Annotated in this window: 14 protein-coding genes and 1 riboswitch; of the genes, 13 read left to right on the plus strand and 1 reads right to left on the minus strand. The window is 69.6% G+C overall.

The window, feature by feature from the left end:
• Positions 1 to 200 precede the first annotated feature (200 nt).
• From ACQEVG_RS03160 to ACQEVG_RS03220, 13 genes are all read left to right on the plus strand, one after another.
• The gene (locus ACQEVG_RS03160; protein WP_432976630.1) at positions 201 to 9,869 is read left to right on the plus strand and encodes a polymorphic toxin-type HINT domain-containing protein; all 9,669 of its coding nucleotides are present in this window, start codon (positions 201 to 203) and stop codon (positions 9,867 to 9,869) included.
• A complete protein-coding gene (locus ACQEVG_RS03165) occupies positions 9,866 to 10,315 on the plus strand; it encodes a hypothetical protein (protein WP_432976633.1) in 450 nt (149 codons plus the stop codon). Before ACQEVG_RS03160 ends, ACQEVG_RS03165 begins: the two co-directional genes overlap by 4 nt.
• 130 nt (positions 10,316 to 10,445) lie before the next feature.
• Entirely contained in the window at positions 10,446 to 11,096 is a 651-nt protein-coding gene (locus ACQEVG_RS03170; protein ID WP_432976636.1) for a SurA N-terminal domain-containing protein, read from the plus strand.
• Positions 11,097 to 11,115: 19 nt separating this feature from the next.
• On the plus strand, positions 11,116 to 12,102 hold the full coding sequence (locus tag ACQEVG_RS03175; RefSeq protein ID WP_432976638.1) for a nucleoside triphosphate pyrophosphohydrolase: 987 nt from the start codon (positions 11,116 to 11,118) through the stop codon (positions 12,100 to 12,102).
• Positions 12,103 to 12,162: 60 nt separating this feature from the next.
• Entirely contained in the window at positions 12,163 to 13,422 is a 1,260-nt protein-coding gene (locus tag ACQEVG_RS03180; RefSeq protein WP_432976640.1) for a cytochrome P450 family protein, read from the plus strand.
• A 112-nt stretch (positions 13,423 to 13,534) separates the two neighbouring features.
• Positions 13,535 to 14,422 carry a transglycosylase family protein gene (locus ACQEVG_RS03185; RefSeq protein WP_432976643.1) on the plus strand — a complete coding sequence of 296 codons (888 nt, stop codon included), beginning with the start codon at positions 13,535 to 13,537 and terminating at the stop codon, positions 14,420 to 14,422.
• A gap of 265 nt (positions 14,423 to 14,687) precedes the next feature.
• Positions 14,688 to 14,859: riboswitch (cyclic di-AMP (ydaO/yuaA leader) on the plus strand.
• A 3-nt stretch (positions 14,860 to 14,862) separates the two neighbouring features.
• Positions 14,863 to 15,531, plus strand: coding sequence for a transglycosylase family protein (locus tag ACQEVG_RS03190; RefSeq protein ID WP_432976646.1), 669 nt, complete (start codon positions 14,863 to 14,865; stop codon positions 15,529 to 15,531).
• A 387-nt stretch (positions 15,532 to 15,918) separates the two neighbouring features.
• Positions 15,919 to 17,205 carry a phosphopyruvate hydratase gene (eno, locus tag ACQEVG_RS03195; RefSeq protein ID WP_360884865.1) on the plus strand — a complete coding sequence of 429 codons (1,287 nt, stop codon included), beginning with the start codon at positions 15,919 to 15,921 and terminating at the stop codon, positions 17,203 to 17,205.
• A gap of 145 nt (positions 17,206 to 17,350) precedes the next feature.
• Positions 17,351 to 17,827, plus strand: coding sequence for an FtsB family cell division protein (locus ACQEVG_RS03200; RefSeq protein WP_432976650.1), 477 nt, complete (start codon positions 17,351 to 17,353; stop codon positions 17,825 to 17,827).
• Between the two features lie 101 nt (positions 17,828 to 17,928).
• Complete coding sequence (locus ACQEVG_RS03205) at positions 17,929 to 18,462, plus strand: DUF501 domain-containing protein (RefSeq protein ID WP_432976653.1); 534 nt, start codon at positions 17,929 to 17,931, stop codon at positions 18,460 to 18,462.
• Entirely contained in the window at positions 18,459 to 19,373 is a 915-nt protein-coding gene (locus ACQEVG_RS03210) for an exopolyphosphatase (protein ID WP_432976656.1), read from the plus strand. Before ACQEVG_RS03205 ends, ACQEVG_RS03210 begins: the two co-directional genes overlap by 4 nt.
• Positions 19,374 to 19,729: 356 nt before the next feature.
• Positions 19,730 to 21,109, plus strand: a complete 1,380-nt coding sequence (locus tag ACQEVG_RS03215; RefSeq protein ID WP_432976659.1) for an NAD(P)/FAD-dependent oxidoreductase — start codon at positions 19,730 to 19,732, stop codon at positions 21,107 to 21,109.
• 453 nt (positions 21,110 to 21,562) lie between these two features.
• Positions 21,563 to 22,861: a class I SAM-dependent methyltransferase gene (locus ACQEVG_RS03220; protein ID WP_432985004.1), complete on the plus strand. Its 1,299-nt coding sequence runs from the start codon at positions 21,563 to 21,565 to the stop codon at positions 22,859 to 22,861.
• 62 nt (positions 22,862 to 22,923) lie between these two features.
• Here the strand turns inward: ACQEVG_RS03220 and ACQEVG_RS03225 are convergent, their stop codons facing one another.
• On the minus strand, positions 22,924 to 25,473 hold the full coding sequence (locus tag ACQEVG_RS03225) for an ABC transporter permease (protein WP_432976662.1): 2,550 nt from the start codon (positions 25,471 to 25,473) through the stop codon (positions 22,924 to 22,926).
• Positions 25,474 to 25,478: the final 5 nt, after the last annotated feature.

The following is a 25,478-nucleotide window of genomic DNA, read 5'->3' on the forward strand; positions in this document are numbered from 1 at the left end:
TGCCTCTTGAGGCTCCGAGCGGAAGCCCCCCCGTCAGCTGGGCTGTCCTCGGCGACCTTGAACATTACGGGCGGATGCCGCCTTGATGATCACGACACGATAACGCTCAGGTGAATGGTCCACACAAGTAGTCGACGTGGTCATCACAAACAGTCAGGCTCTGTGTGCACATTCGCTTTCGGCTTCTGGGGGAACCGCCGGTGTACCGGAGACTCGCGCGCAATTTCCTGCTGACCAGGCTGCGCCGCAGCAGATGGTCCAAGGCGATTGGCGTCTCCGTCGCTCTGGTGCTGGCCCTCGGCTCACTCGCCGTGGCCGGCGTCGGCTTCCCGTTATTCCCCGAGGCGCCCGCCGCCGCGAAGGGCCCCGGCCAGCGCTGGGGCAGCGCCGAGGGCCGCAGCCACGGCGTGGGCGGCCCCGGCAACACCGAGGCCCCCGAGTCGCTGCGCTCCAAGTACCCGCTGAGGAGCCCCGCTTCGGCCAGGCCCGCCGCCGGGCGCAACACCGCCGAGGTCTCCACGCCGCCCGCCCCGAAGCTCAAGGGCTTCGACCGCAGGACCAGCCAGGAGATCGTCTCCGAGCGCGATGCGCGCAGCCGCACCTACGCCAACGAGGACGGCACCCGCACCAGCGAGCTCTCCACCACCCCTATCAACTACCAGGACGAGCGCGGTGTCTGGCGGCCCATCAACGCGGACGTGGTGGAGCAGAACGGCGGCTGGGCCAACGCCGCCGACTCCGTCGACCTGCGCATCGCCGAGCGCGCCGACGCACAGCGGCTCGCCGCGCTCACCCTCCCCTCCGGTGAGTCCTTCGCCTACGGGCTGAGCGGCGCGGCCGCCGCCAAGGGCAGCGCCGAGGGCAACCGGGTCGTGTACGAGAAGGTCCTGCCCGGCACCGACCTGTGGCTCGACTCGCAGACGGGCGGGGTCAAGGAGACCCTCGTTCTGCGCTCCGCCGACGCCCCCGCGGGCTTTGTCTTCCCGCTGAGCCTCAGCGGACTCACCGCACGCGCGGGTGACGGGACGATCGTCCTCGCCGACTCGGCGGGCCGCACCAAGGCCGTGATCCCGGCCGGCTTCATGGAGGACGCCAAGGGCGCCGTCTCGCACGCCGTCCGCTACGAACTGATCGAGCAGGGCGGCGGCCAGGCCCTGAAGGTGAGCGCCGACGCCGCCTGGCTGGCCGACCCGGCCCGCGCCTTCCCGGTCCGTATCGACCCCTCCGTCGACACCACCGCGGCCTCCACCTCGATGTACGTCAGGAACGGCGGCGCGTCCGTCGTCGGCTCCAGCGAACTCCAGGTCGGCAAGGGCCCGACCGGCGCCACCTACTCCTTCCTCGGCTTCCCGGGCCTCGACGAGGAGCTGAAGCGCCACCGCATCTTCGGCGCGCAGCTCCAGATCGTGAACTTCGACTCGGCATCCTGCAAGCCGCGTCCGGTCTCCGTGCACCCGGTGACCGAGTCCTGGACGGCGGGCACCGGCACCTCCTACCCCGGTCCTGCGGTGGGGGGCGCGCTCGCCTCGAGGTCCTTCGCGTACGGCTACGTCGGCTTCGGCCAGTCCCAGTCCGCCTGCCCCGCCGCCGGTGAGCTCTTCGACCTCGGCAAGGGCGGCCGCGACCTGGTGCAGCGCTGGGTGGACGGCACCCAGCCCAACTACGGTCTGTCCCTGCGTGCCTCGGCCTCCGACTCGCTCGCGTTCAAGAAGCTGACCGGCCACTCGACGGCCAACCCGCCGAAGCTGTTCGTCACGCACTCCCCGTACAGCGCGACCTACTCCTTCCCCAAGCCCGTCCCCGACCCGCCGGTCCTGCAGAACCAGGCCGGCAAGGTCAAGGTCACCGTCACCAACAAGGGCGCGGAGACCTGGACGCCGGGCAGCTACTACCTCGCGTACCGGGCCTACAACTCCAAGGGCAAGCTGGTCACCCAGCAGCGCGCGGCCAATCTCACCGGCAATGTGGCGTTCGGCGCGAAGACCACCCTGGACGCGACCATCAAGGCGCTGCCCCCCGGCACGTACCTGCTCGACTTCACGATGGTGCGCCAGGGCGGCAAGGTCTTCACCGACGAGCAGGTGCCGCCCGGCCGGCTGACCCTCCAGGTCTTCGACATCGCTCCGGTGGTCAAGGAGCAGTCCCCGCCCAACGGTTACCAGGCGCAGACGCTGACCCCGCAGCTGTGGGCGAGCGGTGTGGACATCGACGCCCCTCCCGGCTCCGCTCTCCAGTACAAGTACGAGATCTGTGAGGCGGACAAGGACGGCAAGCCGACCGGCTGCACCACCTCCGCCTACCAGACCGCATCCGCGTATCCGGTCCCGGCTGGGCGGCTGAAGTGGGGCAAGACCTATCTGTGGCGCGGCTTCGTCAAGGACGCCTCCAACGAGGTGCCCACCGCGCAGATCGCCCTGGTGGCCGCGGTCCCGCAGCCCGAGATCACCTCGCGGCTCTCCGAGGCGCAGGGCAAGGAGTTCGACCCGAACGTCGGCAACTTCACCTCGGCCGCCATCGACGCGTCCATCACCGGCGTGGGTCCCGAGCTCACGCTCGTGCGGACGTACAACAGCCTCGACCCGCGGCGTGACCTCGCCTTCGGTGCCGGCTGGTCGACCCGCTACGACATGCGGCTCACGCCGGACGACGACGGCACCGGCAATGTCGTCATCCGCTACCCGGACGGCCAGGACGTCCGCTTCGGCAAGAACTCCGACGGCACCTTCGCGCCGCCGCCGGGCCGGTTCGCCAAGCTGACGTACGACGCCACGGCCACCACCTACAAGCTCCAGGACAAGTCGGGCACGACGTACGACTTCAGCACCGGCGGTCTGCTGAGCAAGGTCACCGACCAGTACTCCAACGCCGTCACCTACACCTACAGCGGCGGCAAGCTCTCGACCGCGGTCAACGCCCGGAGCAACCGCTCGCTGACGTTCACCTGGACCGGCGCGCACGTCACCAAGGTGTCGACGACCGCCGTCGACGGCGCCCCGCTGAGCTGGTCGTACACCTACACCGGCGATCTGCTGGACAAGGTCTGCGACCCGAACGGCGGCTGCACGCAGTACACCCACGGCTCCGGCAGCCACTACGGGACCACGGTCCTCGACTCCCGCCCCGAGTCCTACTGGCGGCTCGGCGAGGACGAGGGCGCGGCGGCGAACAGCACCATCGAGGCCAATCTCGGCAAGGACCGCGGCACCTACTCCAACGTCACCCTGGGAGCGGCCGGCGCCATCACCGGCGACCCCGGCACCGCCGCCACCTTCAACGGCACCACCTCACGCGTCGACCTGCCCGCCGGCACCCTGAAGAAGAGCCGTGACGCGGCCGTCGAGGTGTGGTTCAAGACCATCGCCACCGGCGTCGGCGGACCGCTCGTCGGCTACCAGAACAAGGCCTGGGGCACCGCGCCCACCACCGGCGTCCCGACGCTGTACGTCGGCACGGACGGCAAGCTGCGCGGCCAGTTCTCGACCGGCACCGTCGCCCCGATCACCGACATCACCAAGAACGTCAACGACGGCAAGTGGCACCACGCCATCCTGTCGGCCTCCGGCTCCACCCAGAGCCTCTACCTGGACGGCAAGCTGTCCGGCACCATCACCGGCAAGCAGCTGGTGCAGGGCGATCTGACGTACAACCAGATCGGTGCGGCCAACGCCACCACCCCCGCCTCCTGGCCCGGCTGGGGCACCACCGGCGCCAGGTCCTTCGCCGGCACCATCGACGACGTCGCCGTCTACCACCACCCCCTCGGCTCCGCCGCCGTCGCCGGCCACTACCGCGAAGGCACCCGCACCGCGGACGTACTGACGAAGACGACGCTGCCGTCCGGCCGTATCGCCTCCGAGGTGCAGTACGACACCTCCCGCGACCGCGTCGAGGAGTACACCGACAGCAACGGCGGCACCTGGAAGATCGGCACCCCCGCGGTCTTCGGCAACGACAGGGACCTGCGGCGCACCGTCGAGGTCCACGACCAGATGGACGCCCCGTACTTCTACGAGTACGACGGCATGACCGCGCGGATGCTGCGCTACGGCGAGCCGATGGCCCTCGGCGCCCGCGAGAGCGCCACCCCCTCGCCGTCCCCGTCCGGCAGCAACCCGCCCGATCAGATCTGCACCCAGCCCGACCCGGGCGACCCGGCCTTCTGCACCAACCCGCCCGGTGACGGCGGCAGCGAACCCGACTTCATCAGGCACCCCGCCGACGGCGTCGCGATCCGCCTCTTCGAGTACAGCGACAACGGCTTCCAGACCGGAATCACCAGCGAGAACGGCGACAAGGTCACCCTCGGGTACGACGACCGCGGCAATGTGACCAGCCGTACGACCTGCCGGGCCAAGGACAACTGCCAGACCTCGTACACCACCTATCCGGTGGCCTCGGGCGACTTCGACCTCAGGGCCGACCAGCCGTCCGAGTCCCGTGACGGCCGCTCCTCGGGACCGACGGACAACCGTTTCCGCACGCAGTACCAGTACAACACCAGTGGCGCGCTGACCCAGCAGACCACGGCCGACGGCGGAACGGTCAAGCACACGTACACCACCGGCGTCGAACCGGCCGTCGGCGGCGGCAACACGCCCACCGGGCTGCCGCTGACGACGACCGACCCGCGCGGCAAGGTCACCCGCTACCAGTACTTCAAGAGCGGTGACCTGGCGCAGGTGACCGAGCGGTCCGGCGTGATCTCCAAGTTCACCTACGACGCGCTCGGCCGGAAGATCACCGAGACCGCGGTCTCGGACGCCCAGCCGGCCGGCGTCACCTCGACCTACACCTACGACAAGCTCTCCCGCGTCGCCTCCACCACCGACCCGGCGGCGACCAACGTCGTCACGCTCGGCAAGCATCAGCAGAAGACCGTCACGACGTACGACGCCGACGGCAAGGTGGTGCGCACGGAGGTCAGCGATGTGCTGGGCGGCGACGCCCCACGCGTGATGACGTTCGAGCTGGATGAGCACGGCCGCCCGGAGAAGGCGATCGACGCCGAGGGCAGCGAGACGACGTACACCTACGACGCGCTCGGCAACAAGACCTCGATGGTCGACGCAGGCGGCAACAAGTTCTCCTACCTGTACACCGCGCGGAACATGATGGCCGAGACGCGGCTGCACGACTGGGACGACGACGGCGGTGACGACGACTACACGGTGCTCCAGTCGTACGCGTACGACATGGGCGGCCGGGTCGCCCGGCACACCGACACCATGGGCCGGACCCTCGTCTACGAGTACTACGGCGACGACCTCATCAAGTCGATCACCATGAAGGACTTCCACAACCCCGACGGCAGCAAGCGCGACATTCTCGTCGAGTCCAACACGTACGACGGCGCCGGAAACGTCCTCAGCGAGACGGCCAACAACGGCAAGCTCGTCACCGAGCACACCTACGACGCCGTGGGCCGCGAGAAGTCGACCGTCACCGACCCGAACGGGCTCGCCCGCCGCACCAGCTTCACCTACGACCTCGCCGGCAATGTGGAGACCTCCGCCTCCAACGGCGCGGCCTCCAATGTGCCGTGGCCGACCAGCATCACGCCCGAGACCGTCCGCTATGTCTACGACGACGCGGGCAACGCCAGGACGGAGACCATCGAGAACGGCGCGGAATCCCGCACCACCACGTACGACTACGACCAGCGTGGCCTGATGAAGGCCAGGACGGACGCGGCGGGCAACAAGACGGAGTACGCCTACGACGAGCTGGGCCGGCCTCTGTCCGTCACCTCGCCCGCCGTCCAGACCGAGTCGAACGGCTCCGCGCCCGTCTCCTCGCGCCCCACCACCTACACCGGGTACGACACCTTCGGGGCCGTGACCGAGTCGGTGGACGCGCTCGGCAACACCAACCGCACCACGTACGACCGGCTCGGGCGGGTGCTCACCAGTTCCGCGCCCTCGTACACGCCCCCGGGCTCGACCGAGAGCTTCACGCCGAGCACGAGCAACACATACGACGCGCTGGGCAATGTCGTGGAGTCGACCGACCCACTGGGACGCGTCACCAAGTTCAGCTACGACCGCCAGAACCGGATGACCGTCAAGGACGTACCGGTCGGCACCGGTGACGACCGCGCCCAGTGGAAGTACACCTACACCCGCACCGGCGAGGTGCTCACGGTCACCGACCCGAACGGGTCGCGCGCCGAGACCACGTACGACGACCTGGACCGCCCGGTCACCACCACACAGATCGAGCGCAAGCCGGTGCCCGCGGCCTTCACCACCCGCAACGAGTACGACGACGCGGGCAATGTGGTGAAGCAGACCGCGCCGGGCGGTGGTGTCAGCCAGTTCACCTATGACGCCCTCGGGCAGATGACGCGGACGGTCGACCCGTCCGGGGTGCTCACGCAACTCGGCTACGACATGACCGGCCGTGAGGTGCGCCAGACCGACGGCATGGGCCGCACCTCGTCCAAGCTGTACGACGGCCTCGGCCAGCTGGTCCAGGACGCCGACCTGGACGCGACCAACAGTCAGCTGCGCAAGGTGGGTTACGGCTACGACAAGGCCGGCAACCTCACCACGTCGACGGACCCGCTGAACCGCGTCACGACCTATGCGTACGACGCGCTCGGCCGGCTCAGCAGCCAGGTCGAACCGGTCGAGGCGGGCAAGTCCATCACCACGTCCTTCGGGTACGACGCGGTGGGCAACCGCACCCGCTACACCGACGGCCGCGGCAACAAGACGATCTACACGGTCAATTCGCTCGGCCTGGCCGAGTCGGTGATCGAGCCGTCGACGCAGCGCGATCCGTCGCCCGAGGCCCGCACCTGGACCACCGCGTACGACAAGGCCGGCCAGTCCGTGAAGCTGACCGCGCCGGGCGGCGTGGTGCGCGAGCGCGAGTACGACAGGGCCGGGGAGCTGGTCCGCGAGACCGGCACGGGCGCCGAGGTCGCGACCCCGGAGAAGAGGTTCCAGTACGACCCGGCGGGCCGCCTCACCAAGGCGTCGTCCCCGAAGGGCGACAACACCTATGAGTACAACGACCGCGGCTCGCTGCTGAAGGCCGACGGACCGTCGGGCACGGCCGCGTACGAGTACAACAACGACGGCCAGCTCACCAGCCGCACCGACGCGGCGGGCACCGCGACCTTCGGCTATGTCAAGCAGCAGCTGAACACCGCCAAGGACCCGCTCACCGGCACGGCACAGAGCTACGGCTACGACGCGTCCGGCGCTGTCAAGCAGATCACCTACGGTGCGGGACAGTCGCGTTCCTTCACCTACGACGATCTCGGGCGTCTCGACACGGACACGGTCAAGAGCAGCGGCGGCGGCACGGTCGCCTCGACCGACTACGGCTACGACAGCGACGACCACCTCACCTCGAAGAAGACCGCCGGGACCGCGAAGGCGGGCGACAACAGCTACGCCTATGACGACGCGGGCCGGCTCACGTCCTGGACGGGCGACGGCAGAACAACGGCGTACGGCTGGGACGACAGCGGCAACCGGATCAAGAACGGCGACAAGACCGCCACATACGACGAGCGCAACCGGCTGCTGTCCGACGGGGACTACACCTACGACCACACCCCGCGCGGCACGCTGGCCACCCGTACCAGCTCAGGTCTGACGGAGAACTTCACCTTCGACGCCTTCGACCGTATGACGAAGGCGGGCGAGTCCGGCACGCAGTACACGTACGACTCCCTGGACCGGGTGTCGTCGCGCAACGGCGTGGACTTCAGCTACGCGGGCCTGGCCCCGGACCCGGTCAAGGACCAGACGGCCACCTATGGCCGGGGCGCGGCGGACGAACTGCTCGCGGTCGCCGAGGGCGGCGGCCCGGCGCAGCTGACGGTCGAGGACAAGCACGGCGACGTGGTCGGCAATATGTCGGCGACGGACGGGGCCGCGACGTCGCTGACGAAGTCGACGGCGTACGACCCCTTCGGCCAGACGCTGGGCACGACGGACGTGGCGGGCAACGCGGGCTTCCAGGGCGACTACACGGACCCGGACACCGACCAGGTGAACATGGGGGCGCGCTGGTACGACCCGGGCACGGGCGCGTTCGACTCGCGCGACTCGTACAACTACGCCTCGGGCGCGTCGATCCTGGCCAACCGGTACACCTACGGCGCCGGCGCACCGATGGACTACTCCGACCCGGACGGCCACTGGCCGAGCTGTGGCTGGTGCAAGAAGACGTGGAACAAGGTCAAGAAGAACAAGTACGTCCGCGCGGCGTACAAGGGCGCCAAGGCCGTCGTGAACGCGGTGGTCTACACGGTGCGCCACCCGCTCTCGGCGCTGCGGATCGCCGGCCGGGCCCTGGGCAAGGCCGCGTCGTGGGCCTATGAGAAGTCGGGCCTGAAGCACGTGGTCGACGCGGGCATCAGGATCGCGAAGGACATCGGGCGCAGAACCGGCATCACCGAATGGGCCAAGGAGAAGGCCGAGCAGGCACGCCGGGCGTACCACGAGGCGAGAGCGGCGATCACCCGCAAGGCCAAGGAAGCGGTGGCCTACGCGGCCAAGCACAACCCGATCCCGGAGATCATCGCCGCGGCGAAACCGCTGATCACGGTCGCCACGATGGTGGTGACCGGCGACCCCAGACTCCCGGCGCTGCTGCTCAGCTCGGCCCGCAATGTGATCGTGGACGCCGCCAAGGCGGCGGACTCGATCCGCCAGGCGGTCGTCGAACAGGTCGGCGCGGTCGTCGAGGACGTCAAGAACGCGGTCGACTGGGGCGAGGTCTGGGAAGGCGTCAAGACGGTCGGCAACGTGGTCGGCGAAGTCACCGGCTTCAACGACATCAAGAACTGCGTCACCAAGGGCGACATGGAGGCCTGCGCCTGGGCGGTCGCGACGGTCGCGGGCGTGGCGCTGGGCGGCGCGGGAGCGGGCCTGGTCCGGGCGGCGAAGGCCGGGCGGATGGCGTCGAAGGCGGCGAAGTACGCGGACGACATCGCGAAGGCGGCCGAGAAGGTCGACGATGCGGTCGACCGGGTCGAGTCGGCGGTCGAGTGCGTGGAGTTCGCCAAGGACCTGGTCGGGAACAGCTTTGTGCCGGGCACCGAAGTGGTGATGGCCGACGGCACCCGTAAACCGATCGAGCAGGTCGAGACCGGTGACGAGGTGATGGCCACCGATCCGACGACCGGCAAGACCTCTCAGCAGGAGGTCACCGGCACCATCGTGGGCAAGGGCGCGAAGCACCTGGTCGAGCTGACGGTCGACACGGACGGCGACAAGGGCGAAGCGACCGACACGATCACCGCCACCGAGGGCCACCCCTTCTGGGTCCCCTCGCTCGGCAAGTGGCTGAAGGCCGGCGAGCTGAAGCCGGGCCAGTGGCTGCAGACGGGCGCAGGCAGCTGGGTCCAGGTTGCTGCGGTCCGTGCCTGGACGCAGCAGGCGACCGTCCACAACCTGAGCGTCGACAGCGCGCACACGTACTTCGTGGCGGCGGGCGCGACGACCGCGCTTGTTCACAACTGCGGCGTCGGTCGCAAGGCCGGCCCGGTCGACCATGTCGCGCTCGGACGGCAGCCGAGGGGCGGCGGTGACCTCACGGTCAAGAAGTTCGCCAAGGACATGGACGCCCGGCACTTCATGGAGTCCAAGGACTGGCAGGGTGATGTGACCAGGTCCATCGACCGCCTGAGCCGCGGAGAGGCGCGTATCTCCTTCATGCTGGACGGACTGCCCGGCGCGAACAAGGGTCCGGCGGGCGCCCTGAAGAGGGCGAAGGAAGACGCCAAGGCCAAGGGCGGCCCCATGGCGACCCAGTGGGAGCTGCTCGAGGTGGACAAGGCCGGGATGATGGACAAGGTCGACTTCTATCGCTGGAACCGGCGACTGGACGGATGGGGGAAGGTGAAGTGACCGCTGTGGTGCCGGGCGAACTCGGATTCACCGACCGGCGGAGTTTCAGCCTGATCGACTACCGGCACGGTCACACGCATGCGATCCTCCGCGGCTTCCCCGAGCTCGACCCGGAGCCGGAGGACGACTTCGACGGGACCGTCCTCGACGTCTACTTCGCCGGGGTCGACAGGATCTCCTGCTGGAAGGACATGGGGCCGCTCCATCTCCGCATCGCGGACGAGGCGGAGCGGTCCGTCCTGGAGGGGCGTATCGGGCCGATCGAGGAGGACACGTCCGTCTTCCTGCTGGAGCCCGGTTCCATCGAGAGCTATGTGATCGCGGGCAAGGTCTATTGGGCGGAGTTCCGGCTCCGCTTCAACACGCCCAGCCCGCTGGACACGGCGAACACGGAGGAGGCCGAGGAGTATCCCCCGCTGGGGGGCGCCGTGCAGTCGGCCGGCTGACGGCAGCTTCGCGCATCCGCAACTGCGGGGGAATCGTTCGGCGAATCAGTGGCCCCGGCCCCGGGGACTGCCTACCATCGATCACCGCAGGGTCTTGTGCACCGAAGCACAATCACGCCGGGAGGCTCCTTTGCACCGCCGCCGTCGCACCGCGCTCGCCGTCTCCGCCGCTCTCCTTTCCGCCGCGCCCCTCCTCGCCGCCTGCGGCAGCGAGGCCCACCCGGGCGCCGCCGCCGTCGTCGGAGGGGAGCGGATCGAGGTGGCCACCGTCCAGGCGAAGGTGAAGGACGTGCGCGCCGCACAGCAGCGCTCGCCCCAGTCCGCCCAGCTGATCAAGGACAGCGGGCAGCTCAGCCGCGCCAAGCTGTACGACCTCATCGTCGAGGAGGTCGTGCAGCGGGCCGCCGACGACGCCGGGGTCAAGGTCAACCGCAAGGAGATCCTGGACGCGCGGGCCGCGCTCGTGCAGCAGTCGGGCGGTGAGGAGCAGCTGACCGCCATGTATCTGCAGCAGCGCGGCGTCGCCCCGGACCAGCTCAACGACGTCGTACGCCGCGACATCCTGGTCAGCAAGCTCGCCACCGCCCTCGGTGCCACCAACACCCCCGAGGGGCAGCAGAAGCTCAACCAGGCCTTCACCGCCGCCGCGAAGTCGCTGCACATCGACGTCAACCCCCGCTTCGGCGTCTGGGACGACAACAAGCTGGAGCTCGGCAGCTACAAGGCCCCCTGGATCAGCCAGGTCAGCAAGGAGCAGGAGCCCGTCGAGGCCGGTGCGTAGCCCGGGGTAGGTTCGAGGGGTGACCACAGAAGCACCCGTCGCCCCCGGCCGTATCGTCCTGCTCACCGCCAGCCACCGCGTGGCCCCCGGACTGCTGTCCTGGCCCGCGTGGCAGACACTGCACGCAGCGGACCGGGTGCTGTGCGCCGACGAGGGGCACCCGCAGCTGCCGTATCTGCGCGAGGCGGGCATCGGGGTCGAGATCACCGCGCCCACCGCCCAGGAGCTGGTCGACGCCTGCGTCGGCAGCCGGACCGTCGTGGTCCTGCCCTCGGGTGAGGGCGACCAGGCCCTGACCGACGGGCTCGCCCGGCTCGCCGGGTCCGGGCGGGTGCAGATGCCGGATCTGGAGCTGCTGCCGGGCTCGTACGATCTGCCCGGCGCCCGCCTCCTCGACCTCGTGCAGGTCATGGACCGGATCCGGCTCGAATGCCCGTGGTCCTCGCAGCAGACCCACAAGGGCCTCGCCAAGTACGGCATCGAGGAGGCGTACGAACTCGTCGAGGCGATCGAGGACGGCGACCGTGACGAGCTGCGCGAAGAGCTCGGGGACGTACTGCTCCAGGTCGTCTTCCACGCGCGCATTGCCGAGGAGGGCCGCGAGGAAGACGGTGCGGAGCCGTTCTCCGTCGACGACGTCGCCGGGACGATCGTCGAGAAGCTGATCCACCGCCACCCGCATGTCTTCGGCGGCGAGAGCGCCGAGACCCCTGACGACGTCAAGGAGCACTGGCTCCGCACGAAGGCGATAGAGAAGCAGCGTGACTCGGTGACGGACGGCGTGCCGCTCGGCCAGCCCGGCCTCGCGCTGGCCGCGAAGCTCGCGGGCAGGGTCCGTACCGCGGGACTGACCGTGCCGCTGCCCGCCGGCGAGGGCATCGGGTACGAACTGCTCGCCCTCGCCGCCCGTGCCGAGGCGTCCGGCACCGACCCGGAGGCCGCGCTGCGGGCTGCTGCCCGGGCCTACCGGGATGCGATCCGGGCCGTTGAGCGGCACGCCGGTTAGTACCTTGTGGTGCCCCGGTGCCGGGAAGGCGCTCGACGGGCAGCCCGATAACGTCGAGGAGTGAGCAACACACCCGCACCGGAACTCTTCACCTGGGAGTTCGCCACCGACCCCTACCCGGCCTACGCCTGGCTGCGCGAGCACGCCCCCGTGCACCGCACCCGGCTGCCCAGCGGGGTCGAGGCGTGGCTGGTGACCCGGTACGGAGACGCGCGGCAGGCGCTTGCCGACCAGCGGCTTTCGAAGAACCCCGCACATCATGACGAGCCCGCGCACGCCAAGGGCAGAACGGGCATCCCGGGCGAGCGCAAGGCAGAGCTGATGACGCATCTGCTGAACATCGACCCGCCCGACCACACCCGGCTGCGTCGACTCGTGTCGAAGGCGTTCACCCCGCGCCGGGTAGCCGAATTCGCGCCGCGGGTGCAGGAGTTGACGGACCGTCTCATTGACACGATCCTCGAAAATCAGCACAGCGTGGAGAAGGGGACCGCGGACCTCATTCATGAGTTCGCGTTCCCACTTCCCATCTACGCCATCTGCGACATGCTCGGCGTCCCGCGCGAGGACCAGGACGACTTCCGTGACTGGGCGGGGATGATGATCCGGCACGGCGGTGGGCCGCGCGGGGGCGTGGCCCGTTCCGTGAAGAAGATGCGCGGTTATCTCGCCGAACTCATCCACCGCAAACGGGAGAATCCGGGTGATGACCTCATCTCGGGCCTCATCCACGCCAGCGACCACGGCGAGCACCTCACCGAGAACGAAGCCGCCGCGATGGCCTTCATTCTTCTCTTCGCGGGTTTCGAGACGACGGTCAATCTCATCGGCAACGGGGTGTACGCCCTGCTGTGCAACCCGGACCAGCGCCACAGGCTCCAGGCCTCACTCGACGCGGGTGAGACCGGTCTGCTGGAGACCGGGGTCGAGGAACTGCTGCGGTACGACGGGCCCGTGGAGCTCGCGACCTGGCGGTTCGCCACCGAGCCGCTCGCCATCGGCGGCCAGCAGATCGCGGCGGGAGATCCCGTACTCGTCGTGCTCGCGGCCGCGGACCGGGACCCGGAGCGGTTCGCCGAACCGGACACCCTCGACCTGTCGCGGCGCGACAACAAGCATCTGGGATACGGGCACGGCATCCACTACTGCCTCGGTGCGCCGCTCGCCCGCCTCGAGGGGCAGACCGCGCTCGCCACACTGCTCAGGAGAATGCCGGACTTGCGGCTTGCGGGCGATCCAGCCGATTTGCGGTGGCGTGGGGGGCTCATTATGCGTGGATTGCGCACCCTGCCCGTTGAGTTCACAGCTCGACAGATCTGACGATCTGTCAAGACTGTGACTTTCACGTGATCTCCGCTGCATCGACTTGTGACATGCCTTCGTATGCGGCTACTTTCACTGCCGTCTCGGCAGTCACGCGAAAGGCAACCGCATGCTCTCCGGTAATGGTCGACACCGCCGACCCCGTCAGGCTCCGGCCATCGTCGTCGCGGCAGGTGTGACCGGATCGGCCATCGCGATCCCCCTCCTCGGTGCCGGTTCGGCCTCCGCCGCCGACGCCTCCATGTGGGACCGGGTCGCGGAGTGCGAGAGCGGCGGCATCTGGAGCGCGGACCTCGGCAACGGTTTCTACGGCGGGCTGCAGTTCTCGCAGGAGACCTGGCAGAGCTTCGGCGGCTCCGCGTACGCGGAGCGCGCCGATCTCGCCAGCCGTTCCCAGCAGATCGCGGTGGCGGAGAAGGTCCTGGAGGCGCAGGGCCCGGCGGCCTGGCCCGGCTGCGCGGCGATCGCGGGGCTGGAGAACGACGGCGCCGCGACCGGCGTGGATCCGGGCGTCCTGCCCCTGCCCGGGCAGAGCGCCCCGGCGGCGCCGGATACGTCGGCGAAGTCGACCGCGCCGTCCGAGACCGCGGAGCCGGCTGCCGAGCCGTCCGCCGAACCGTCCGCGGACGCTACGGCGCCGGCGACGCCCGATGCCTCCCCGAGTGCGGACGCGGGCGCCGACAGCGGAAGCGGCAAGCACCGCGGGGAGTCCGCCCCGGAAGAGACCGAGTCGGGCAATACAGACAACACGCGCGAAGCGGGGCGTCATGCCTCGCGAAGTGACGGCCCGGCTCGCGCCGAAGCGGACAAGAGTGATACTTCGGACGTCGCGCAGGGCGAGTACACCGTCCAGACCGGCGACAGCCTGTCCGCGATCGTCAACAAGGAGAACCTGTCCGGCGGCTGGACCGCGCTCTATGAGGCGAACCGGCAGACCGTGGGCGACAACCCCGACCTCATCCTTCCTGGCCAGAGCCTCGATCTGGACGCGAAGTAGCGGCAGTTCGCGGGCTTATGTCCGAGTCTGCGCAAGTGAGACATGAGTCTCTTTGTCCCAACTGGCATGACTCGTCGGGCGGAATCGCTCATTCCGCCCGCTACCTGCGGAAACGAGTGTTACCGGAGAGGCGAGATGGGCGATTTCTCCCCGATGTTCATCTTTTGAACATCGGGGAGAGGTGTGTTTACGGTCTGACCGCTCGCCATCGCGGGCACCACTGACCGTCACGCCGAATCCTGCCGTCGGTCGGGGGGAGCAGTCGTCGCGTAGAGCGCCGAAGGCAGGAGCGGGGGACCCAAGGTAAGCGCCGGCCCCGGCCACTGAGAGGTGGTCACCAACCGGCTAGGGGTGAAGTCGCGCGCTAGGACGCACGACCGGGCAACTCACAGGCCCGAACCCGACAGCTCACCTCGTAGGCGTCGGTGAGGAGACGTTCCATGCTGTTTTCCAGCAAGGGCAAGCACCGCCGCCCGTCGAAGACCACTCGCATCGCCACGCTCGCCGGCGTTACCAGCGCCGCCGTCGCGGTCCCGCTGCTGGGCGCGACCTCGGCCTCCGCCGCCACCGCCGCCGAGTGGGACCAGGTCGCCCAGTGCGAGTCCGGCGGCAACTGGTCCATCAACACCGGCAACGGCTTCTACGGTGGCCTGCAGTTCACCAACTCCACCTGGGCCGCCTTCGGTGGCACCTCCTACGCCTCGCGCGCCGACCTGGCCTCCAAGGAGCAGCAGATAGCCGTCGCCGAGAAGGTCCTCGCGGGCCAGGGCAAGGGCGCATGGCCGAACTGCGGTGTGGGCCTGTCCAACGCCTCGTACGACGGCGGCTCCGCCGACTCCGGCACCACGCAGCAGGCGAAGCCCGCCCCGAAGCGCGCCGAGGCCCCCACCACCCGCTCCGCGCGCCCCGCCGCCCCGAAGCCCGCCGCCAAGGCCACGGGTTTCAAGAAGGGCGACGGCGAGTACAAGGTCAAGGCCGGCGACACGCTCGGCAAGATCGCCCAGGCCGAGAAGGTCAAGGGCGGCTGGACGAAGCTGTTCGAGCTGAACAAGGACATCATCAGCGACGCCGATGTGATCTACCCGGGCCAGCAGCTCCACCTGAGCTGACCCGAGGATCCGGGCCGGCAGCTCGACCTGAGCCGGCCCCGCCCCCGGACTTCTGACATCAGTCGTCCGGGACCGGACATCCGGCCCCCGGATCCGGTGGACCCGGCGGCCCACCGGAAGCGGGGGACCCCCGTCCCCCCAGCCACCCCGGCTCGGCGCGTTTTCCCCCGTACGCGCCGGGCCGGGGTTCTGTCTGTCACCCCCACTTGCGGCCGCAGACTGTTACCCGCAGGTAGATCTCGTACCCCTTTGTCCCCTGTCGCGAGCCTTGAGGCCCTTTTTTGTCCCAGCGGGCGGGCATCGGCTGGCCACAGCCCTGGAGCCGGTTAGGCTCATGTCGCAAGGCCAAAGAGACCCTGCACTTCAAGCGTCACATCCCAGAAGGAGATGCTCGTGCCGTCCATCGACGTCGTCGTAGCCCGGGAAATCCTGGACTCCCGAGGCAACCCCACGGTCGAGGTCGAGGTTGGCCTCGACGACGGCAGCACGGGTCGTGCTGCTGTTCCGTCCGGCGCCTCCACCGGTGCGTTCGAGGCTCTTGAGCTCCGCGACGGTGACCAGAACCGCTACCAGGGCAAGGGCGTGGAGAAGGCCGTCCTCGCCGTCATCGAGCAGATCGGCCCGGAGCTCGTCGGCTACGACGCCACCGAGCAGCGCCTGATCGACCAGGCGATGTTCGACCTGGACGCCACCCCGGACAAGTCCTCCCTCGGCGCCAACGCCATCCTCGGCGTCTCCCTCGCCGTGGCGCACGCCGCCTCCGAGGCCTCCGACCTGCCGCTGTTCCGCTACCTCGGCGGCCCGAACGCGCACCTGCTGCCCGTTCCGATGATGAACATCCTGAACGGCGGCTCGCACGCCGACTCCAACGTGGACATCCAGGAGTTCATGATCGCGCCGATCGGCGCCGAGTCCTTCTCCGAGGCTCTGCGCTGGGGCGCCGAGGTCTACCACACCCTCAAGTCCGTCCTGAAGACCAAGGGCCTCTCCACCGGCCTCGGCGACGAGGGCGGCTTCGCGCCGAACCTGGACTCCAACCGCGCCGCCCTGGACCTCATCCTCGAGGCCATCAAGCAGGCCGGTTACGCCCCGGGCAAGGACATCGCGCTGGCGCTCGACGTCGCCGCGTCCGAGTTCTACAAGGACGGCCTCTACGAGTTCGAGGGCAAGTCCCGCTCGGCCGCCGAGATGACCGAGTACTACGAGGAGCTCGTGGCGGCCTACCCGCTCGTCTCCATCGAGGACCCGCTCTTCGAGGACGACTGGGCCGGCTGGAAGGTCCTCACGGACAAGCTGGGCACCAAGGTCCAGATCGTCGGCGACGACCTCTTCGTCACCAACCCGGAGCGCCTGGCCCGCGGTATCGAGGACGGCGCCGCGAACGCTCTGCTCGTCAAGGTCAACCAGATCGGTTCGCTGACCGAGACCCTGGACGCCGTGGAGCTCGCCCAGCGCAACGGCTTCAAGTGCATGATGTCCCACCGCTCCGGCGAGACCGAGGACGTCACCATCGCCGACCTCGCCGTCGCCACCAACTGCGGCCAGATCAAGACCGGTGCCCCGGCCCGCTCCGAGCGCGTCGCCAAGTACAACCAGCTGCTGCGCATCGAGGAGATCCTCGACGACGCGGCGGTGTACGCGGGCCGCTCGGCGTTCCCGCGCTTCAAGGGCTGAGGCCCGTAAGGCGCTGATGCCCCAAAGGCTGATGCCCCAAAGGGGCTGACGCCCGTGCGGGGCTGAGGCTCCCGCCTGCATACGTCCCCGGTCGCGGTCCCGTACCGTGTCCGGGGACGTACGCGCGTAACGGGGAGGCGAGATCATGGCACGCAAAGGGGACCAGGACCGGTTCTCCACCGCGACACGGCTGCGACTGCTCGGCGAACAGACCGCCGCTCGCGTCTACCGTTCGCAGAGCCGCCGCCAGGCCCGCCGCTCCCGGCTCACCGGCCGCGCGGCCTTTCTGGCACTGGTGGTCTGCTCGCTGGTCGTCGCGCTCGCGTATCCGATGCGGCAGTACGTGTCCCAGCGCGCCGACATCAGCGACCAGCAGCGCCGGATGGCGGACGCCCGGCAGCAGGTCGAACGGCTCCGGGACGAGAAGGCGCGCCTCCAGGACGACAAGTACATCCAGCGCCTCGCCCGCGAGCATCTGCATCTGGTGCTGCCGGGCGAGACCGGCTACACCATGATCGACCCCGACGCCGCCGAGCAGCGCCGCACCGAAGAGGAGGCGGCCGACCGCCCCTGGTACTCCAACGTCTGGGACGGCGTCGACAACGCCGACACGCGCCGCTAGCGCGGCACCGCAATCATGGGGCCCGGGTCCCAGCCGTACCGCACGGCGGCGGACCCGCCGGGCCGCCCGACCACGAACCGAACGAGAAGACAGACGCAGGCATGGAAACCCCTCCACCCACCACTGCACCGACCGAGCCGACCGACGCGGACATCGCCGCGTTCAAGGAGCAGCTCGGCCGCCCGCCGCGCGGGCTGCGCGCGATCGCGCACCGCTGCCCGTGCGGACAGCCGGATGTCGTCGAGACCGCGCCCCGGCTGCCCGACGGCACGCCCTTCCCGACGCTGTACTACCTGACCTGCCCGCGGGCCGCGTCGGCGATCGGCACGCTGGAGGCGAACGGCGTGATGAAGGAGATGACCGAGCGCCTCGCCGGGGACCCGGAGCTGGCGGCCGCGTACCGCGCGGCGCACGAGGACTACATCGCGCGACGTGACGCGATCGAGGTGCTGGAGGGCTTCCCCAGCGCGGGCGGCATGCCCGACCGGGTGAAGTGCCTGCATGTGCTGGTCGGGCACTCGCTCGCGGCCGGGCCCGGCGTCAATCCGCTGGGCGACGAGGCGATCGCGATGCTGCCCCAGTGGTGGAGCAAGGGTCCGTGTGTGAGCCCTTGTGAAGAGGAGGACGAGAAGTGACCCGGGTCGCCGCCATCGACTGCGGTACGAACTCCATCCGGCTGCTGATCGCCGACGTGGACGGGGAGACGGGTGAACTCGTCGACCTGGAACGGCGGATGATCATCGTCAGGCTCGGGCAGGGCGTCGACAAGACCGGCCGGCTCGCGCCCGAGGCGCTGGAGCGGACGTTCGCCGCATGCCGCGAGTACGCCGCGCTGATCAAGGAGTACGGCGCCGAGAAGCTCCGCTTCGTGGCCACTTCCGCCTCGCGCGACGCGGAGAACCGCGACGACTTCGTACGCGGGGTGCTCGACGTCCTGGGCGTGGAGCCCGAGGTGATCACCGGGGACGAGGAGGCGGAGCTCTCCTTCATCGGCGCCACCGGGGGCCTGCCGGGACATGAGGAGCGCCTGGTGGTGGACATCGGCGGCGGCTCGACGGAGTTCGTCGTCGGCGAGGAACATGTGCTGGCCGCGCGGTCTGTCGACATCGGCTGCGTACGGCTGACCGAGCGGCACACGCTGAGCGACCCGGCGACGCCGGAGCAGATCGCGGCCGTCCGCGCGGACATCGAGGCGGCGCTCGACCTGGCGGAGGAGACCGTCCCGCTGCGCGAGGCCCGCATGCTGGTCGGCCTGGCCGGTTCGGTGACGACGGTGGCCGGCATCGCGCTGGGCCTCGACATGTACGACTCGGCGGCGATCCACCACTCGCGGATCTCCTACGAGCAGGTACGGGACGTCACCGAGGCGCTGCTGAAGTCCACCCATGAGGAGCGCACACGGATCTCCGTGATGCACCCCGGACGGGTGGATGTCATCGGTGCCGGGGCGCTCGTGCTGCTCGCGATCATGGAGCGGACCGGGGCGCGGGAAGTGGTCGTCAGCGAGCACGACATCCTGGACGGGATCGGCTCGTCGATCGCGTAGGGCCGGTCCTGGAACGAACTTCGTGAAGTTCTTCACAAGGAAAAGTGCCCTGATGGGGCCCTGAAGGGCACCTAAGAGAGGTGAAAGGCCCCTCCGGCCTGTCGATGAGGTCCTCGGGCGCGTATTTCGGGCCGCGCGGGGCGCGTTGCGGGGATGTGAAGCGGACCCGTGGTCCACGCCGGGGCGGCCGCGTAGGGGCAGCTCACGAGGGGTGAACAACGTCTCCTCCTATACCGTGGTTCCCCTGCGGCGCCATGACCTCGGTCACGTGGGCCGCGCAGTGTAGCAGAGGTGAGTCCTTAGCTTGTGAAGGGGCTCACGAGCACCCCCTCCGAGGGGGGTGGATACTCGATGCCATGAGCACCACGGAGCGTCCCAGGATCCTCGTAGTAGGCGGTGGGTACGTAGGCCTGTACGCAGCTCGACGCATTCTGAAGAAGATGCGTTATGGCGAGGCGACCGTCACGGTCGTCGACCCGCGCTCGTACATGACGTACCAGCCCTTCCTCCCCGAAGCTGCTGCCGGCAGCATCTCGCCTCGGCATGTCGTCGTCCCGCTGCGACGCGTGCTGCCCAAGGCGGAGGTGCTCACCGGCCGAGTCACCACCATCGATCAGGACCGCAAGGTCGCGACGATCTCGCCGCTGGTCGGCGAGGCGTACGAGCTGCCCTTCGACTACCTGGTCGTCGCGCTCGGCGCGGTCTCCCGCACCTTCCCGATCCCCGGCCTCGCCGAACAGGGCATCGGTATGAAGGGCATCGAGGAGGCCATCGGCCTGCGCAACCACGTGCTCGAGCAGCTCGACAAGGCCGACTCCACGACGGATGAGGACGTCCGCCGCAAGGCGCTGACCTTCGTCTTCGTGGGAGGCGGCTTCGCCGGCGCGGAGACCATCGGCGAGGTGGAGGACCTGGCGCGCGACGCGGCCAAGTACTACGCGAGCGTCGAGCGCGAGGACATGCGCTTCATCCTGGTCGACGCGGCGGACAAGATCCTTCCCGAGGTGGGCCCGAAGCTGGGCAAGTACGGCAAGGAGCACCTCGAGGCCCGCGGCATCGAGATCTACCTGTCGACGTCGATGGACTCCTGCGTGGACGGCCACGTGGTGCTGAAGAACGGCCTCGAGGTCGACTCCAGCACCATCGTGTGGACGGCCGGTGTGAAGCCCAACCCGGCGCTGGCCCGCTACGGCCTGCCGCTGGGCCCGCGGGGTCACGTCGACACCGCGACGACGCTTCAGGTGCAGGGCACCGACTACATCTGGGCCGCGGGCGACAACGCGCAGGTTCCGGACATGGCGGCCCGCAAGGCCGGCGTCGAGAACGCCTGGTGCCCGCCGAACGCCCAGCACGCGCTGCGTCAGGCGCGGGTCCTCGGCGACAACGTCATCTCCGGTATGCGGGGCTTCCCGCAGAAGGAGTACAGCCACGCCAACAAGGGTGCGGTGGCCGGTCTCGGTCTGCACAAGGGCGTCGCGATGATCGTCATGGGCAAGGTGAAGATCAAGCTCAAGGGCCGGCTGGCGTGGTACATGCACCGTGGCTACCACGGCATGGCGATGCCGACCTGGAACCGCAAGATCCGGGTCTTCGCGGACTGGACGCTGGCGATGTTCCTGAAGCGTGAGGTCGTCTCGCTCGGCGCGATGGAGACGCCGCGCGAGGAGTTCTACGAGGCGGCGAAGCCGGCGCCGTCGGCGTCCGCGCCGACCCCGGAAAAGGCGAAGGCCTCCTAAGTCCACCCCGAAGGGGCCGCCCGCCATCCGTGGTGCGGGCGGCCCCTTCGGCACGCCCGGGCCGGGTGACGTGGCGCTGGGCGCGCCCGGACGCCGCGTTTGCCCACCCGCCCGCCGTTGACCGGGGGCACGGCCCCCCGTTCCCCGGCTCGGCAGCTTCGCGTCGCCCGCCCCGCGTTGGGCGCTGACTTTCCGCACGGCTCCCACCTGGGGCGCGGAGTTGCCCGTGCGCCGGTGCACGCTCCTTCGCGCCGGGGGGCGGCTCCCCGGAGGCGCGGCCTTGTGACGGCGGCCCCCGGGCCGCGGCGCCGTGCTGCGTACCGTGCCCCGCGCCAGGTCACGGCATTTTGCCCGCGTATTGCAACTGCGCGGGAAGCACCCAATGTGGTCGGATTGTTCACTGAAGTGCGCGCTGGAGCAGTTCTGGGATCCATCGTCACGGAGGAGTACGCCATGGGCGACGCCGCGATGCGGCTGATCACTCTTGCCGAGGAGTTGCTGGGAGCCCCGTTCCCGGTCCGGGTGCGGGCCTGGGACGGCAGTGAGGCCGGGCCGCCGGGCGCGCCCGTGCTCGTCGTACGGCACCGGCGTGCCCTGCGGCGGCTGTTGTGGCGGCCGGGGGAACTCGGGCTCGCCCGGGCCTGGGTCGCCGGGGAGATCGATGTCGACGGAGATCTGTACGCCGCCCTCGACCTGCTCGCCGGGATCGTCTGGGAGCGCGACGAGCGCGGCGAGGAAAGACGCGCCGTCCACCCCCTGCGCGACCCCCGCCTGCGCGCCGCCGCCCGTGGCCTGCTGAAGATCGGCGGCGTGCTCCCGCCCCCGCCCCCACCCGTCGAGGAAGTCCGCCGGCGCAGGGGCGGCCCGTTGCACACCAAGCGCCGCGACAAGAAGGCCATCAGCCACCACTACGACGTCGGCAACGGCTTCTACGAGCTCGTCCTCGGGCCGTCGATGGTCTATTCGTGCGCGTACTGGACGGACGGCGGCAGCCTCGAAGACGCGCAGCGCGACAAGCTCGACCTCGTCTGCCGCAAGCTCGCCCTCAAGGAGGGCGACCGGCTCCTCGACGTCGGCTGCGGCTGGGGCTCCATGGCCATCCAAGCCGCCCGTGAGTACGGCGTCCAGGTCACCGGCGTCACCCTCTCCCGGGAGCAGGCCGCCTACGCCCGCAAGCGCATCGCCGAAGAGGGCCTCACCGACCGGATCGAGATCCGCGTTCAGGACTACCGGGACGTCAGGGACGGTCCGTTCGACGCCATTTCCTCCATCGGTATGGCCGAACACGTCGGGGCGGTCCGCTACCACGAGTACGCCACCCAGCTCCTCTCCCTCCTCAGGCCCGGCGGCCGGCTCCTCAACCACCAGATCGCCCGCCGCCCCGAGAAGGACGAATCCGCCTACCACGTGGATGAGTTCATCGACCGTTACGTCTTCCCCGACGGCGAGCTCGCACCCGTGGGCAGTACGGTCGCGCTCCTCGAGCAGGCCGGGTTCGAGGTGCGGGACCTGGAGGCCATCCGCGAGCACTACGCCCTGACCCTGCGCCGCTGGGTCGCCAATCTGGAGGCGAACTGGCGTCAGGCGGTGGGCCACAGCTCCCCGGGCCGGGCCCGTGTCTGGCGGCTTTACATGGCCGCCTGCGCGCTGTCCTTCGAGCGCAACCGGATCGGCGTCAACCAGATCCTGGCGGTGAAGACCCCGGACGGCAGAGCCTCCGGACTGCCCCTGCGCGCCCGCGACTGGCGCTGAGAACAGACGTGGCGGACCCCCGGCCCCGCCGGGCCGGGGGTCCGCCACACCGGCAGCGGCAACTACTCCGTCTTGATCGCCGTCAGCATGTTCAGCCTCGCCGCGCTGCGCGCCGGCCACAGCGCCGCCAGCACGCCGACCACGCCGGCCAGCAGCAGGAAGATCCCGATCCGGTCCCACGGCACGACCAGCGCGTAACCGGGGATGCTCGACCTGATCGTCTCGCCGATCGCCCAGGCCAGGAAGGATCCGAGCCCGACACCGATCACCGCGCCGAAGACCGAGATCACCACCGCCTCCAGGCGGATCATGCGCTTGACCTTGCGGCGGTCCAGGCCGATCGCCCGCAGCATGCCGATCTCCTGCTGACGCTCGAAGACAGACATCGCGAGGGTGTTGATGACGCCGAGCACCGCGATGATCAGGGCCATCGCCAGCAGTCCGTACATGATGTTCAGCATGGTGTTGATCATGCCGCCGAACTTGTTGCGGATGTCCTGCTTGTCCATGATGCTCATCGCCGGGCTGTCGCCCAGCGCGTCCACCAGCGCCTGCTCGTTCGCCTTGGTGGCGCCGCCGTCCATCTTCACCCAGATCTCGGGGATGTACGGCTTCGCCTCGTACGGCGCGAGAACGGCCGTGGACACCAGCACCGGCGAGAGGAACTCGTTGTCCTCGTAGACCGCGCCGACGGTGAGGTTCTTCGTCTCCGGCTTGCCGCCGTCGCGGGTGTCGCCGAACGTCACCGGCACCACGTCGCCGGCCTTCCAGCCGTTCGACTTCGCCTCCTTCTCCGCAACCGCGAGCTGGCCCTTGCCGAGAGTGGCCAGCGAACCGGCGACCGTCTTGAGGTCGATGACCTTCTCCACGGCGCCCGGGGTGACCGCGGACACGGAATGCCAGGTGCCCTTGATCTCCAGCGAGGTGGCCTGCTGCGGGGAGACCGCGCTGACGCCCTTCGCCTTCTCCAGCGCGGTGACCGCCGACCTGTCGAGCGCGCCGCCGCCGGCCATCTCCACCATGTAGTCGGCCCGGAGGTTGTCCGTCGTCATCTTGTCCACGGCCCGGCCCATCGTGACGCCGAGCACCGTGAGCCCGGTGACCAGGGTGAGACCGATCGCCAGCGCCGAGGCGGTGGCGCCGGTGCGGCGCGGGTTGCGGACCGCGTTCTGGCCGGCCAGCTTCCCGGACACGCCGAACACCCGGTTCAGCAGCGGTCGTGCCAGCGCGATGACCGGACGGGACAGCAGGGGGATCAGCACGATGATGCCGATCAGCGACAGGAACGCGCCGACCCCGATGATCATCCGGCCGCTGTCCTTGCCGACCGCCGCACCGGCGGCGATCGCGCCCACACCGGCCAGCGTGATGACGCCGCCGATGGAGTTGCGTACGACCAGGGACTTGGTGGTCGCGGGGAGGTGGGCGCTGCCCATCGCTGCAACCGGCGGGATCTTCGCGGCCCGGCGGGCGGGCAGCCACGCGGCGAGCACGGTGATCAGCACACCGACGCCGAACGCCGCGGCGACCGCGGTGGGCGAGACGATCAGGGGTCCGGCCGGCACCTTCGCGCCGAACGCGGTCATCGCGGAGCGCAGCCCGGTGGCAAGCCCGAGACCGAGCGCGAAGCCGACCACGGAGGCGATCGCGCCGACCACCGCCGCCTCCAGGATCACCGAACGCTTCACCTGGCGGCGGGACGCGCCGACGGCGCGCATCAGCGCCAGCTCCTTGGTGCGCTGGGCGACCAGCATGGTGAAGGTGTTGGCGATCAGGAAGACGCCGACGAAGAGGGCGATGGCCGCGAAGGCCAGCAGCATCGTGTTCAGGTTGGACAGGCCCTGCTCGATCTGCCGGGCCTGCTCGTCGGCGAGCTGCTTGCCGGTCTGCGCGTCGGCGTCCTTGGGCAGCAGCGGCTTGACCCCGTCCAGGATCTTCTGGTCGGAGGCGCCGGCCGCGGCGGTGATGGTGACGTCCTTGAAGTACCCGGGCTGCAGATACAGCTTCTGCGCGACGGACGTGTCGAAGAGCACGAGGCTGCCGCCCGCGTTCACGGCGCCGTCCTCGGTGGTGAAGACGCCGGCGAGGGTGTACTCCTTCACCGGCCCGTTGGTGGCGACCCGTACGGTGTCGCCGACCCGGTACTTGCCCTCGGCGGCGGAGTCCGCGTCGAGGGCGATCTGACTGTCCTTCACCGGGCCCGAGCCGTCGGTGAAGGTGTACGAGGCGTCCTTGCCGTCCTTGCCGGGGGCGAAGTTCGCGCCGGTGTTGGACCAGCCGTTGCCGATCAGCTTGCCGTCCTGGTCGGCGACCCCGGCGAAGCCGGAGACCCGGCCGGTGGCGCCGGCGACGCCGTCCAGAGCCCGTATCTTCTCCAGGGTCTTGGTGTCGATGCCGGCGTTCTTCTTGCCGTCGCCCTGGTCGGCGAAGGTGGTGACGGCCACGGCGACGTTGTCGTAGCTCTTGGCCGACTGCTTGCGGTAGGCGTTGCCGAGGGTGTCGGTGAAGACCAGGGTGCCGGAGACGAAGGCCACGCCGAGCATCACGGCGAGCACGGTCATCAGCAACCTGGCCTTGTGCGCGAGCACATTGCGCAGGGCGGTACGGAACATGTCTG

This window comes from Streptomyces sp. CA-135486 (assembly GCF_050936555.1).
In the GTDB taxonomy this organism is placed as follows: domain Bacteria; phylum Actinomycetota; class Actinomycetes; order Streptomycetales; family Streptomycetaceae; genus Streptomyces.